At 60.0% G+C, this 12,701-nt stretch carries 15 protein-coding genes; 2 read left to right on the top strand and 13 right to left on the bottom strand.

Going from position 1 to position 12,701, the window contains the following annotated elements; genetic code table 11:
- Nucleotides 1-212 precede the first annotated feature (212 nt).
- Nucleotides 213-644: an Hsp20 family protein gene (locus C9E91_RS02750; protein ID WP_107106832.1), complete on the top strand. Its 432-nt coding sequence runs from the start codon at nt 213-215 to the stop codon at nt 642-644.
- A gap of 45 nt (nt 645-689) precedes the next feature.
- Nucleotides 690-947 (top strand): BQ00720 family protein, encoded by a 258-nt coding sequence (locus tag C9E91_RS02745; protein ID WP_107106831.1) that lies wholly within the window; start codon nt 690-692, stop codon nt 945-947.
- Nucleotides 948-1,022: 75 nt separating this feature from the next.
- Here C9E91_RS02745 and C9E91_RS02740 read toward each other — a convergent pair whose 3' ends face one another.
- The 13 genes from C9E91_RS02740 to tsaB all read right to left on the bottom strand — a co-directional run bounded on the left by C9E91_RS02740 (nt 1,023) and on the right by tsaB (nt 12,597).
- The gene (locus C9E91_RS02740; protein ID WP_107106830.1) at nt 1,023-1,430 is read right to left on the bottom strand and encodes a DUF4279 domain-containing protein; all 408 of its coding nucleotides are present in this window, start codon (nt 1,428-1,430) and stop codon (nt 1,023-1,025) included.
- A gap of 59 nt (nt 1,431-1,489) precedes the next feature.
- A complete protein-coding gene (gene trmB, locus C9E91_RS02735) occupies nt 1,490-2,191 on the bottom strand; it encodes a tRNA (guanine(46)-N(7))-methyltransferase TrmB (protein ID WP_107106829.1) in 702 nt (233 codons plus the stop codon).
- The gene (gene metK, locus C9E91_RS02730; RefSeq protein WP_107106828.1) at nt 2,188-3,441 is read right to left on the bottom strand and encodes a methionine adenosyltransferase; all 1,254 of its coding nucleotides are present in this window, start codon (nt 3,439-3,441) and stop codon (nt 2,188-2,190) included. The genes trmB and metK overlap by 4 nt, the downstream gene beginning before the upstream one ends.
- Before the next feature lie 189 nt (nt 3,442-3,630).
- The gene (locus C9E91_RS02725; RefSeq protein WP_107106827.1) at nt 3,631-4,050 is read right to left on the bottom strand and encodes a helix-turn-helix domain-containing protein; all 420 of its coding nucleotides are present in this window, start codon (nt 4,048-4,050) and stop codon (nt 3,631-3,633) included.
- Between the two features lie 152 nt (nt 4,051-4,202).
- Nucleotides 4,203-5,801, bottom strand: a complete 1,599-nt coding sequence (gene lnt / locus C9E91_RS02720; RefSeq protein ID WP_107106826.1) for an apolipoprotein N-acyltransferase — start codon at nt 5,799-5,801, stop codon at nt 4,203-4,205.
- Between the two features lie 79 nt (nt 5,802-5,880).
- Nucleotides 5,881-7,056: a hemolysin family protein gene (locus tag C9E91_RS02715; protein ID WP_107106825.1), complete on the bottom strand. Its 1,176-nt coding sequence runs from the start codon at nt 7,054-7,056 to the stop codon at nt 5,881-5,883.
- Between the two features lie 25 nt (nt 7,057-7,081).
- Nucleotides 7,082-7,588: an rRNA maturation RNase YbeY gene (gene ybeY, locus C9E91_RS02710; protein ID WP_107106824.1), complete on the bottom strand. Its 507-nt coding sequence runs from the start codon at nt 7,586-7,588 to the stop codon at nt 7,082-7,084.
- Nucleotides 7,588-8,646, bottom strand: a complete 1,059-nt coding sequence (locus tag C9E91_RS02705) for a PhoH family protein (protein ID WP_107106823.1) — start codon at nt 8,644-8,646, stop codon at nt 7,588-7,590. Before C9E91_RS02705 ends, ybeY begins: the two co-directional genes overlap by 1 nt.
- A gap of 29 nt (nt 8,647-8,675) precedes the next feature.
- On the bottom strand, nt 8,676-10,088 hold the full coding sequence (gene miaB / locus C9E91_RS02700; protein ID WP_107106822.1) for a tRNA (N6-isopentenyl adenosine(37)-C2)-methylthiotransferase MiaB: 1,413 nt from the start codon (nt 10,086-10,088) through the stop codon (nt 8,676-8,678).
- Between the two features lie 60 nt (nt 10,089-10,148).
- A complete protein-coding gene (gene olsA / locus C9E91_RS02695) occupies nt 10,149-10,946 on the bottom strand; it encodes a lyso-ornithine lipid O-acyltransferase (protein WP_107106821.1) in 798 nt (265 codons plus the stop codon).
- A 30-nt stretch (nt 10,947-10,976) separates the two neighbouring features.
- The gene (locus tag C9E91_RS02690; protein ID WP_107106820.1) at nt 10,977-11,405 is read right to left on the bottom strand and encodes a Fur family transcriptional regulator; all 429 of its coding nucleotides are present in this window, start codon (nt 11,403-11,405) and stop codon (nt 10,977-10,979) included.
- Nucleotides 11,406-11,443: 38 nt separating this feature from the next.
- Nucleotides 11,444-11,938 (bottom strand): GNAT family N-acetyltransferase, encoded by a 495-nt coding sequence (locus tag C9E91_RS02685; RefSeq protein ID WP_107107040.1) that lies wholly within the window; start codon nt 11,936-11,938, stop codon nt 11,444-11,446.
- 2 nt (nt 11,939-11,940) lie between these two features.
- Nucleotides 11,941-12,597 carry a tRNA (adenosine(37)-N6)-threonylcarbamoyltransferase complex dimerization subunit type 1 TsaB gene (tsaB, locus tag C9E91_RS02680; RefSeq protein WP_107106819.1) on the bottom strand — a complete coding sequence of 219 codons (657 nt, stop codon included), beginning with the start codon at nt 12,595-12,597 and terminating at the stop codon, nt 11,941-11,943.
- Between the last annotated feature and the right edge of the window lie 104 nt (nt 12,598-12,701).

Here is a 12,701-nt window from a genome sequence, read left to right as displayed (position 1 = left end):
TGCAGTTCGGCAAACCTTGATGCGAGGCCCTTTGTGCTTTGTCAAGCAGCCGCACGCCGGCGCTATCATCGGCATTCCTGCACCATAATCAATCTCGCAAATGCGAAGGCGACGCCTCCTTGCACTCCCCTGCCCCTGCTCCCATATTAGACATAACCGGGTGCTGAAAGATCAGGTCCGGAAAGGTCGCTTGCTACCAAGGACTTGAGACAATGAGCCGGACGACTCCCTTTGCCAGCCCTCTGCTTCTGGGCTTTGACACCATGGAAAAGACGCTGGAGCGGATTTCCAAGGCCAGCGATGGTTATCCTCCTTACAATATCGAACGCATGCGGGCTGACCGCCTCTCGGGCGAGCCTGAGCGCCTGCGCATCACGCTTGCGGTTGCCGGCTTCTCGGAAGATGAGCTCGATATCACCACGGAAGAAAACCAGCTTTTGATCCGCGGACGGCAGGTGGAGCAAGAGGAGCGTGATTATCTCTATCGCGGCATTGCGGCGCGTCAGTTCCAGCGCGTCTTCGTTTTGGCTGACGGCATGCAGGTGCTTGGCGCCGTCTTGAAGAATGGCCTCCTTTCCGTTGATCTCATTCGGCCGGAACCGGACCGGATGGTAAAGAAAATTAACATTTCGGTCTCACAGTAAGACAACGGCTGATTGCCGTTGGTCTCTCATGCTGGAGGTGCGAACATGCTTTTGAGAGAAGCCACTGCCTGCCTGACTCAATCCGAACTGGCCGATATCGGTGCCGGTGAAGTTGCTTATGTCAGAAAGATACATTCGGACGAAGTTTCCCGTTGCTTCCCCGAGGCGCCGGACATCGATCCAAGCGTCGATCTGTGGGCGCTCTTCGGTGCCGACGGCACCCCGATCCTGTTGACGGATAACCGCTCCAGCACCTTTTACAAGGCGGCTGAAGACGAGTTGAAGACTGTCAGCCTGCATTAAGGCCCTTAAACGCAGCGATTAAGCGGACGACAGCGGTTAGGCTGTCGTTTTCGGCATAAGCGCCTCACGGCGCTCCTAAGCTCCGTAGACATCGAAAGCCAGCGCGATCCCCAGCCTTGATGCTTGCCCCAGAAGCTCGGGTGGAAATGTATCCCCGCCATTGCGATCGATAAACCAGCCGATGAAAAGCTCCAATTCACCGCCGCTCTCCTTGAGGGCTGCCAAGCCGTCCGCGCGACTTTCCAGCTTGGTGAGGATACCGGAAAGCGCTTCCGCCAACGGGGTGCTCTGGCCGGCGGCGAGTTCGAAGGTACAGTAATTGGCTTCCGATACCATGTTCAGAAGCTGTCCGTCGCTGCCGCGCATAGGCTCGCCGGCTTGATAGGCTGCTACCGGCCTCAATCCGACGGCCGCGGCGATGGACGCCGGATCAAATTCCGGATGCCAGATACGCAGGGAGATTCGAAACTGATAGTCGCTCATTCCGGCAGCCTATGGCAGTGGAATTCAATTGCAACGCCGGATGATCCAGCGATATCGGGTCAAACGCGGCGGAACGTCAGATAGGCCGAAGATCGGCCCTCACGCCGAGCCTTGGCTTCATAGCGTGTGCTCGGCCAGCCCTCATAGGGCGTCAGCCAGTCGCTGGCATTTTCTGCCATCCATTCAAAGCCGCCATGGGCATGGCAGTGCTGCAGCGTCCAATTGACATAGGTGTCGATATCGGAGGCAAAGCAGAAGAAGGCGCCGGGTTTCAGGACACGATGGAAGCGATCGAGATTGACCTGAGAAACGAAGCGGCGCTTCCAATGTTTTTTCTTCGGCCAGGGATCGGGATAGAGCAGATCGATCTGGTCGAGGCAGGTATCTGGCAGCCAGTCCAGCAGTTGGGTTGCGTCGTCATTATAGACGCGGATATTGCGCGCGCCGGTCTCGTCGACGCGGGCAAGCAGCTTCTGCATGGAATTGACGAAGGGCTCGACGCCGATGAAGCCAGTTGACTGATATTCCAGCGCCCGGTGGATCAGGTGCTCGCCGCCGCCGAAGCCGATTTCCAGGCGCAGACGTTCGGTCGGCACCTGGAACAGATCATTCAGCGGCTGCGGTGCCGGTGCGGAGAGATCGACGAGATATTGCGGCAGCAGTGCTTCCAGCCTTTCGGCCTGCTGGCCGCGCAAGGCTTTTCCCTTGCGCCGGCCGAAGAATGCTTCCGTCGCCCGCGACCGGCGCTCGGTATCGGTCATGCAGCTTCCCGGGTCTTCACGGCTTCCTTCAGCGCCTTGACGAGGTCGGTGCGCTCCCAGGAGAACGAACCGTCGCGGCCTGCCTTGCGGCCGAAATGACCGTAAGCCGAGGTCTTGGCGTAGATCGGCTTGTTGAGGTCAAGGTGACGACGGATGCCGGTCGGCGACAGGTCCATGTTCTTGCGGATAGCCGCTTCAACCTGATCCTCGGTGACGCCCTTGCCCGTGCCGTGTAGGTCGACATAGATCGACAGCGGCTGGGCAACGCCGATGGCGTAAGAAAGCTGGATCGTGCAGCGATCGGACAGACCCGCCGCAACGACGTTCTTGGCGAGATAGCGAGCTGCGTAGGCTGCGGAACGGTCGACCTTGGTCGTGTCCTTGCCGGAGAATGCGCCGCCGCCGTGCGGGGCTGCGCCGCCGTAGGTGTCGACGATGATCTTGCGGCCGGTGAGGCCAGCGTCGCCGTCCGGGCCGCCGATGACGAACTTGCCGGTGGGGTTGATGTACCACTTGCAATCGGAGGCGATCTTCAGGTCGCCGAGCGCTTCGATGATGTAGGGCTCAACAACGGAGCGAACCTTCTTCGAGTCCCAGCTATCGTCGAGATGCTGGGTGGAAAGAACGATCGAGGTCACTTCGGACGGCTTGCCGTCAACATAGCGGACCGTGACCTGGCTCTTGGCGTCCGGGCCGAGCTTTGCGACTTCGCCTTCGCCCTTCTTGCGGGCAGAAGCGAGCAACTGCAGGATCTTGTGCGAATAGTAGATCGGCGCCGGCATGAGGTCGGGCGTTTCCTTGCAGGCGTAGCCGAACATGATGCCCTGGTCGCCGGCACCCTCGTCACCCTGCTGGTCGGCCGCGCTGTCAACGCCCTGGGCGATGTCGGCGGACTGCGAGTGCAGGAGAACGTCAATGCGCGCCTTCTTCCAATGGAAGCCGTCCTGCTCGTAGCCGATATCCTTGATGGCGCGGCGGGCAGCGGCCTTGAACTTCGAGGGATTGATGACGTCGTTGCCGTCCTTGTCCTTCTTCATCAGGCTCGGCGGCAGACGAACTTCGCCAGCGATGACGACGCGGTTGGTGGTGGCAAGGGTCTCGCAGGCAATGCGCACGCCCCAGGGGTTGACGCCAGTCTTTGCCGCTTCGCGGTAAACCAGATCGACGATTTCGTCGGAGATGCGGTCACAGACTTTATCCGGGTGACCTTCGGCAACAGACTCGCTGGTGAACAGATAATTCGCGCGCATATGGGATTCCCCTCAAAGAACAAATCTCCGCTTTTGATATTCGTGTCGGGCACGAAAAACAAGCCACAGAAGGACATAAATATATCTTTATATCCCGGCGAAAGTGATAAAATTTTGCCATAAACATGGAAAAGGCGGCCAAAATGACCGCCTTACGACTTTGCCGCTCTACAGTGGTGCTTCGAAAGCTTATTCGGCGTCTGCCTCGGCGGCGAGCGCCTTGACGAGTTCGACCACCTTGCGACGGACCTTGCCGTCGGAGATCTTCACGAAGGCGCGGTTGAGCTGCAGCCCTTCGGAGGAAGAGAGGAAATCGACCACGTAATTGGAGCTGGAGGCCTCGGCCATGCCGCCGGCGCTTGCCGCGTGCTCACCCGGCGCGTCCTCGAAGAAAAAGGAAACCGGAACGTTAAGAATGCTGGAAATATTCTGGAGACGGCTGGCGCCAACGCGGTTGGTGCCCTTCTCGTACTTCTGAATCTGCTGAAAGGTGATACCGAGACTCTCGCCCAGCTTTTCCTGGCTCATGCCCAGCATAGTGCGGCGAAGGCGGATGCGGCTCCCGACATGAATGTCGATGGGGTTCGGCTTTTTTTTGTTCTCAATCATCATATTGCCCTAACATAGGTTGAATCCAGGTCCTGCCAACCGGTGCCCTTAACCACCCCTATAACGCTACGTTGCAGCCGACGCCCCACCCGGCTTCTAGTTTACGTTCAAAAGGCAGACAACAACCACTATGCAATTTTAGGGTTTTTTGGTCAATTCGCCCTTGGAATAAAACCCATGCGTGAAATCACAGCGATCATACCGACTCCCCCGATCGCCAACCAGAAGTACATATTTCGCATTCTATCATCGATTGCTGAGACGGTTGCGCTACTCAAAGTGGCATCGACAAATCCTTGCTCATTAAAGTCGATTCCGGAAATCAAACGTCCGTGAGCGTCGACATAGGCCGAAACCCCTGTATTGGCGCTGCGAATCAGCGGCAAACCCTGTTCGACGGCCCTCACCCGCGCCTGCAGGAAATGCTGATAGGGGCCTGGCGTATCGCCGAACCAGGCATCGTTCGTAACGTTCAGAATCGCGTCGGCCTGCCGGATTTCCGGCGTCATTTCGTTTGGAAAAATGATCTCGTAGCAGATCAGCGGGTAGAGTTTGACGCCGCTTGGCAGCGTCAGCAAATGCCGGCTGGCGGCGGCCGAAAAGCCGCCCGGCAGCTCGATGACGTTCTGAATGCCGAGATAGCCGAGAATGTTTTCGAAGGGCACATACTCGCCGAAAGGCACGAGATGGGTCTTGTCGGAAGCGCCGATGATCTGACCGCGACCGTCGATCACGTAGATGGAGTTGTAGTAGCGCGGCTCGAGACCGGGACCCATGTCCTCGACGCGAACGGCGCCGGTGATCAGGATCTGGTCGTCATCGAGCTGATCGGCAATGCGGGTCAGCGCGTCCTGATTATCCGTCAGGATGAAGGGCACAGAGGTCTCCGGCCAGACGATGATGTCGGGCCGCTTGCCGCCATTAACGGGCGGCTGGACCGAGAGCGAGAGATGCTTGTCGAAGATGGCGGCGCGATCGGCATCCGTGTTCATCTTGGCTTCCTGATCGATCGCAGGCTGGACGATGCGCACCACCGGGGCCGCCTTGCCGCCGGCCGGCGGTGCCGGCAGACTGAGCGCATAATAGCCGTAACCGAAATGCGCGGCGGCGATGAGCACGGCAAGCCCGATCCCCGGCACCCGCCCCTGGCGCGTTCCGAGCAGTGCCGGAGCGGCAAAGACAAAAACAGCAAGCGTGGTGACGCCGAGCACGCCGAGCACATGCGCCGACTGCATCATCAGCGGTGTGGGCATGGCGCCATAGCCGATGGCATTCCAGGGAAAGCCGGTGAAAAGGAAGCTGCGCAGCCATTCGAGCAGCCCGAAAGCGAAGGCAAGCGCGGCAATGCGCCCCATGCCGTCGGACCAGAGCAGCCGGGCCAGAGCCGCCGCCACGCCGTAGAAAATCGCCAGAAACGCCGGCAGGCCGAGGATTGCCAGCGGTAGTGCCCAGGCGAATTCATCGGCGTCGATCAGCAGCGCGTGGCCGAGCCACCAGAGACCGGCGACGAAATAGCCGAAGCCGAACAGCCAGCCGATGGCAAAGGCCGGCCAGAGACGACCGAGGAAGCCGCTATCGGGGCCGGCGGCAGCGCCATCCAGCAGCCAGACAAGCAGCGTGAAAGAAACGAACATCGCCGCGAAGAAGCCGAAGGGCGGCAAAGCGAGAACGCCGATGGCCCCGGCAAGGATGGCAAGAAGTGCGCGCTTGAAACCCCAGACGAGGATTACCCTGCCCGAAAGTCGTTCCATGCGCGCGCTCCGTCCAAACTGCGAATCAATTGGCGGCAGTCTTTCAAAAAAGCAGCGATTTGTCCTGCTGAAGCACCATTTATTGGCTGGCAGTCTTTTGCTCGGCCTGAGATTCGTCCGGAAGCGTATCCGGCGACGGCAGATCGCGCTCAAGCACGCCGCCTTCGCCCTCCGCCTTAGCCGGACGGCGGCGCAGGGCATGACGCTTGCGGGTGATGCGCAGCCGCTTGATGCGACGCGGATCGGCATCGAGAATGTGGAATTCGAAGCCCGGTAGCGCCTGGACCACCTCGCCGCGAACCGGAATACGGCCGAGTGCGGAGAAGATCAGGCCTCCGAGCGTATCCACCTCGTCCACCTGCTCGCTGATGTCGAAATCCGGGCCGATCGCTTCGGCGATCTCCTCCAGTTCGACGCGGGCATCGGCGACGAAGACGTCCTCGGAGATGCGCTTGAACATGACTTCCTCGTCGTCGTGTTCGTCGTCGATGTCGCCCACGACCATTTCGACGATGTCTTCATGCGAGGCGAGGCCGTCGGTGCCGCCATATTCGTCGATGACGAGCGCCATCTGCGTGCGGTTGACCTGCATGCGGCGGAGAAGATCAGACGCCAGCATGGAGGGCGGCACGAACAGGATCTTGCGGATGATGCCGGCTTCAGCCAGCGTCTTCTGAAGATCGACGCGCGAAAGGTCGAAATTCGGCTTGGCGGAGCGCGTTGGCTTCTCGGCCGGGCCTGTAGCCGATGCAGACGCCGCAGCGGCTGCCGCTTTGCCGTTGCCGCCGCGGCGCTTGTTGCGCGCCTGCTTGGCGACATAGGACAGGAGATCGCGGATATGCACCATGCCGCGCGGATCATCGAGCGTTTCGGCATAGACCGGCATGCGCGAGCGGCCGCTCTCCTCGAACAGGATCATCAGCTCGCCGATGGTGATGTTCTGGTCGACCGCCTCGATATCGGCGCGCGGCACCATGACGTCCTCGACCCGCACCTCGCGGAAACGGAGGATGTTGTGCAGCATCGCCCGCTCGTCCGGCGAGAAAGCGTCGTCATCGGTGGCATTGGTCATCAGGGCATCGGCGAGATCCTCGCGCAGACGCGCCGATCCTTGAGCTGGGCGCAGAATGCGCGCAGCGCGGGCCCAGAAGGATGAGTGTGATCGTTTGCCGCTACTACTGCCTACCTCATCGGAGGAGGCGGTTTCAGCTCCGTCTTTGGCCTCGGAGGCCGGTCTTGTCGTAAAGTCGCTCATTGTTCCTGATCAGACAGGGTTCAAGTCAAATGGGGTCCTGCCCCGCATAGGGATCAGATAGGCCAAGACCCGCCAAAATGCGAGTCTCCAGCCCCTCCATTCTTTCGGCTTCGCTATTATTCATATGGTCGTAGCCGAAGAGATGCAAGAAACCATGCACCATCAAATGGGTCAGATGGTCGTTAAAACTCTTTTCCAGCTCGACAGCTTCCCGCTCCACCGTCTCTTTGGCGACGATGATATCGCCGAGCATCGGGCCGGGTTTACCGCCGGGCGCCAGCGGAAAAGCGGGGAAGGACAGGACGTTGGTCGCCTTGTCCTGCTCACGCCATTCCGCATTGATCTCGCGGATCGAGGCATCGTCGGTGAAAACCAGCGACAATTCCGTCGCCATTTTCGGGAAGGGCTGCTTCTCGTTTTTCTCGAGATAGGCCGCAGCCGCGCCCAACACGCGCTCGGCCAGAGCCTGCAACTCATCCTCGGAAGGCCAATCGCCCTCCTCGACGCTAATCTGTATATCGAGATCGGCCATCAGATCTGCGGATCGACCTCACCGCCCTCGACGGGCGAGGCGTAGGTCGAGTCGTAAGCCCTGACGATGCGCGCCACCAGCGGATGGCGGACGACGTCCGTATCCTTGAAGCGGATGATGGATATCCCTTCCACGCCGTGGAGGAGCTGCAAGGCTTCCACCAGGCCTGACTTGACACCGCGCGGCAGGTCGATCTGGCTGGGGTCGCCCGTGATGATCATGCGCGAATTCTCGCCGAGACGCGTCAGGAACATCTTCATCTGCATCGAGGTGGTGTTCTGCGCTTCGTCGAGGATGACGGCGGCGTTGGCAAGCGTGCGACCGCGCATAAAGGCGAGCGGCGCGATTTCGATGACGCCGGCGGTGATGGCGCGTTCAACCTTGTCGCCCGGCATCATATCGTAGAGCGCGTCATAGAGCGGGCGGAGATAGGGGTCGACCTTCTCCTTCATATCGCCGGGCAGGAAGCCCAGACGCTCGCCGGCTTCGACGGCCGGGCGCGACAGGATGATCTTTTCGACTGCGCCGCGCTCCAGAAGCTGAGCGGCATGGGCGACGGCGAGATAGGTCTTGCCCGTACCGGCCGGGCCGACGCCGAAAACCATTTCGGAACGGTCCATCGCCCTGATATAGGCGTCCTGAGTGGGCGTACGCGCGATGATCGTCTTCTTGCGCGTCGAAATCTGCGCCATCGTCAGCTTGGCTTTTTTCTCCATCGTCGGCAGCGTCAGTTGGTCGTCGGCGGCAACCGCCATGCGGATTGCTCCTTCCACGTCGGAGCGCTCCACATTCCCACCTTTCTGCAGCTTGTCATAAAGATAATCGAGTGTGCGGCGTGCCTGGTTGGTGGCCAGCACATCGCCCGTGATGATGACGGAGTTGCCGCGGGCGCGCGCGTCGATACCAAGGCGCTCCTCCAGCAGCTTCAAATTCTGATCGAACTGTCCGAAAAGCTCGCTGGCGAACCGATTGTTCTCGAACGTCAGGATGAAGTGATTGGCGTCGCTCGCGGTGCGTGGCTGGCGCGATGAAGAAGAAACCAATTCCTGTCCGTTCAAGCGGTCCGGCTCCTTTGCCTGTCCGGAACCTAAAGCAACTCAGCAAAAAGGCTGTTCGTGCTGGTTCCGGTGATTCGTACATTGATAATGTCACCGATTTGCGATGCTTTTGCATCAACATTCACAGATTGCAGCCAAGGAGATCGGCCGATCAACTGACCCGGCATGCGGCCCGGCTTTTCCAGCAGAATATCGACCACCTTGCCGACGCAGGCATCAGCAAAATCATGCTGCTGCTTCAAAAGCAGCGCCTGCAATCGTTCCAGCCGTTCCGCCTTGATCTCTTCCGGCACTTGGCCCTTCAATTCCGCACCCGGCGTTCCAGGGCGCGTCGAATATTTAAACGAGAAGGCTTGCGCATAGTTCACCTCCTCCACAAGACGAAGTGTATCCGCAAAATCCTGCTCTGTCTCCCCCGGGAAACCGACAATGAAATCACCCGAAAGGGCGATATCCGACCGCGCTGCACGGATTTTTTCGATCAAAGCGAGATATTCCGCCGCCGTATGCCGCCGATTCATCGCTTTGAGGATGCGGTCGGAACCGGACTGAACCGGCAGATGCAGATAGGGCATCAGCGTACGCAGATCGCGATGGGCCGCTATCAGCCGGTCGTCCATGTCGCGCGGGTGGCTGGTGGTATAGCGCAGCCGGGCAAGGCCCGGAATTTCCGCCAGCCGGTAAAGCAGGTCGCCGAGGCTCCAGGCTTCGCCCGAAGGTCCGGTTCCGTGCCAGGCATTGACGTTTTGGCCGAGCAGCGTGATTTCACGCACACCGCCATCCACAAGTTTTTCAGCCTCTTCGACGATCTGGGCGACCGGACGGGAGACTTCGGAGCCGCGCGTATAAGGCACGACGCAGAAAGTGCAGAACTTATCGCAGCCTTCCTGCACGGTCAGGAAGGCCGTGACACCGCGGGCACGGATCTTCGTCTTCTCGGCAATCGGCAGATGCTCGAACTTGTCCTCGATCGCATATTCCGTATCGACGACGCGCTGGCCTTCCTTGGCGCGCCGTAGCGCCTCCGGCAGGCGATGATAGGTCTGCGGGCCGATGACGACGTCGACGGCTGGCGCGCGGCGGAGAATTTCCTCACCCTCGGCCTGGGCAACGCAACCGGTGACGCCGATCATCATGTCGCGGCCGTCGGCTGCTTTGCGCTTCTTCATCTCACGCAGACGTCCGAGCGCGGAATAGACCTTCTCGGCAGCCTTCTCGCGGATATGACAGGTGTTCAGTAGGACGAGATCGGCTTCTTCCATGTCTTCGGTCGGCTCGTAGCCATCACGGGCGAGCGCATCGCTCATCCGCGTCGAGTCGTAGACATTCATCTGGCAGCCGTAGGTCTTGATGAAGACCTTACGGCTGTTGGAGCCATCGCGCAGGCCAAGCTCCAAAGCATTGGGCTGCGGGGCATCGAGAAGTGCACTGTCCTTGGTCATGGCCGCTATGTAGTGGCTTTTGCTTCTGGAGAAAATGAAAAAGTTAAAATCGCCGGAATATCAGGCGATCTCGCGGCCAAGCAGCCGGCCCGCCAGCATCGAGCGGATGCGCCGCGCCACCGTGGCGCTCACCTCCTTGCGGTTGGTGTCGGCGCGATAATCCACCGCCTCGCCAAAGCAGACGTCGACATCGATGGCCCCGCAGGCAAAGATGCCCTTCAGGTGCGGCATCAGCTCGATGTCACCCGGCCAAGCCGCAAGGGGACGATAATAGCGGCCCATGGCGACGCCGTGGACACGGGTGTAGGCAACCGCGACCGGCTGGACGTGAACGACGGCATCCGGCGTCTTTGGCAAAGCCGCAGCAGCCGCGCCGAACAACGAGGATTTGACGTCGAGTAGGCGATTGCCATCCGATGTCGTGCCTTCCGGAAACAACACCATGATCTCGCCATTAGCCATCCGCTCGGCGATCTCGCTCACCTGATCGCCGGTCTTGCGCTTCTGCTCACGCTCGATGAACACGCTCTTCTGCCATTGGGCGAAGAGGCCGAAGACCGGCCAGTCCCGCACTTCCGATTTTGCGATAAAGGCGACATCGGCAACGGCGGAAAGCACCAGAATATCGAGCCAGGAAGCGTGGTTCGAGGCCAGCATCAGCGGCCGGCGACGCTCAAGCTCCCCGACGACATGGATGCGGATACCGAGCCAGTAGCAAATAATGCGATGCCAGGAGCGCGGCAGATAGCGCCTGAGCTTCCAGTCGAAGCGCAGGCAGAGGATCTGCAGCGGTAGCAGAACAAGGCTGACAACGCATATGACGAAGACGGCACAGCCGATGCGCAGCCAAGTTATCAAATCATCCGCTCCCGTACGATCGCCGCCACTTCAGCGTTCGTCCTTATTCAGCGGAATACCGTAAAGCTCCAGCCGATGGTCGACGAGCTTGAAACCGTGTTCGCGAGCGATACGCTCCTGCAGCGCCTCGATCTCCGGCGAGTGGAATTCGATCACTTCACCGCTCTTCAGGTCGATCAGGTGATCGTGATGCTCTTCCGGCACGGTCTCGTAACGCGAACGCCCGTCACGGAAGTCATGACGCTCGATGATGCCGGCATCCTCGAACAGCTTTACGGTGCGGTAGACCGTCGAAATCGAGATCTTGGCATCCACCTTGACGGAGCGGCGGTGCAGCTCTTCGACATCGGGATGATCCTCCGAACTCTCGATGATGCGCGCAATGACCCGCCGTTGCTCCGTCATGCGCATGCCGCGCTCGGCGCAAAGCTCCTCAAGGGATTTTACGGGATCGTTCATTGAATACGGTCTTCGGTCTATTCGTCTATGACAACGGACTAGCGAAGAACACGGCGCATGACAAGCGCCGTCGATTTCGCGCCGCTTTCGTCGACATAATAGGCCTTGCGTTCGCCGACCGTTTCGAAACCGAGCTTGCGATAGAGACCGAGAGCCGGCTGATTGACGCCATCGACTTCCAGGAACATGGTTTCGCCGCCGCGGTTACGCGCCTCGCGCAATGCCGCCTGCATCAGCCGCCAGCCGAGGCCGGTGCGGCCCAGCTTGGCATTGACGGCAACCGTCAGGATTTCCGCCTCGCCCGCCGCATGGCGCGCCAGGACGAAGCCGGGAAGCGGCTTTTTCAGGATGGCGTTGGTCTGACGGGCAACAAAGCCAAAGGTCGTGTCCTGCGACAGGAGGCTTTGAAATTCGCTATCGTCCCAAACCCGCGAAAAACGTTCGCCATGCAGTGCCGCCACCTCGGCGCAATCCTGCAACTGCATCGGAACGATCTCGTATTCGGCTTTCAGGGTGAGATAGGATTCCAGCATGGTCATACCCTGGCGACTGCGTACCCTGCCTGCGGTCTGGCGTCGGGTCCGCGAAGATAAAGCGGCTTCGGCTTTTCGCTGACAGGTTTGACAGCGCCCAGCCGGGCGACGGTGGCAATCGGAAAGGCATCAGGCCGTGCCGCCGGCGGAGCGTCGCTTAGCCGGGCAACCGCCGAGCCGGTGACGACGCCATCGAAAGCATCAGCGATCGTACGCGCTTCATCAGTTGTCACGGCGCGCGCCTCATCCAGCGGATGGCCATCGGCATCGAAGGACTGGAGATAGATCTCCTCCCGCTTGGCGTCGATGGCAGCCAGAACCGATTTACCCGGATTCGTTTCCCGTGCGGCAGCGGCCATGACCTCGAGGGTCGTGACGCCGACAGCGGGAATGTTTAGGGAAAGCGCGAAACCGCGGGCCGCTGCAACGCCGATACGGATCCCGGTGAATGAGCCGGGACCGACGGTCACGACCACACGCTCCACGGCCGCGAGCGCTATATCGGCTTTAGCCAGCGCCCGGTCGACAACATCCATCAAATGTTCGGCATGCCCTCGCCCGATCGTTTCCGTGACCTCCCCCATCACAGAATCACTACCGCTATCATACACAGCGGCAGCGCAATCCACACCTGCCGTGTCAAGCGCCAGTACGATCATCACAATTTTTCCGAAAGAGCAGTACGCAAAGCACGGTGACCTATCTTCGAACCGTCACCGCACTTCAATCCGTGTCTTTGCATGCCGTTGTCCAAAAGCCGCCG

It is taken from the genome of Rhizobium sp. SEMIA4064 (assembly GCF_003025035.1).
Lineage (GTDB): Bacteria > Pseudomonadota > Alphaproteobacteria > Rhizobiales > Rhizobiaceae > Rhizobium > Rhizobium paranaense.
The sequence above is the reverse complement of the archived record's forward strand: the minus strand, read 5'-3'. Positions and strand labels throughout refer to the sequence as shown.

Coding starts and splice junctions, on each gene's coding strand:
- C9E91_RS02750 (WP_107106832.1), top strand. CDS start 213: ATGAGCCGGACGACTCCCTTTGCCAGCCCTCTGCTTCTGGGCTTTGAC.
- C9E91_RS02745 (WP_107106831.1), top strand. CDS start 690: ATGCTTTTGAGAGAAGCCACTGCCTGCCTGACTCAATCCGAACTGGCC.
- C9E91_RS02740 (WP_107106830.1), bottom strand. CDS start 1,430: ATGAGCGACTATCAGTTTCGAATCTCCCTGCGTATCTGGCATCCGGAA.
- trmB (WP_107106829.1), bottom strand. CDS start 2,191: ATGACCGATACCGAGCGCCGGTCGCGGGCGACGGAAGCATTCTTCGGC.
- metK (WP_107106828.1), bottom strand. CDS start 3,441: ATGCGCGCGAATTATCTGTTCACCAGCGAGTCTGTTGCCGAAGGTCAC.
- C9E91_RS02725 (WP_107106827.1), bottom strand. CDS start 4,050: ATGATTGAGAACAAAAAAAAGCCGAACCCCATCGACATTCATGTCGGG.
- lnt (WP_107106826.1), bottom strand. CDS start 5,801: ATGGAACGACTTTCGGGCAGGGTAATCCTCGTCTGGGGTTTCAAGCGC.
- C9E91_RS02715 (WP_107106825.1), bottom strand. CDS start 7,056: ATGAGCGACTTTACGACAAGACCGGCCTCCGAGGCCAAAGACGGAGCT.
- ybeY (WP_107106824.1), bottom strand. CDS start 7,588: ATGGCCGATCTCGATATACAGATTAGCGTCGAGGAGGGCGATTGGCCT.
- miaB (WP_107106822.1), bottom strand. CDS start 10,088: ATGACCAAGGACAGTGCACTTCTCGATGCCCCGCAGCCCAATGCTTTG.
- C9E91_RS02690 (WP_107106820.1), bottom strand. CDS start 11,405: ATGAACGATCCCGTAAAATCCCTTGAGGAGCTTTGCGCCGAGCGCGGC.
- C9E91_RS02685 (WP_107107040.1), bottom strand. CDS start 11,938: ATGCTGGAATCCTATCTCACCCTGAAAGCCGAATACGAGATCGTTCCG.
- tsaB (WP_107106819.1), bottom strand. CDS start 12,597: ATGATCGTACTGGCGCTTGACACGGCAGGTGTGGATTGCGCTGCCGCT.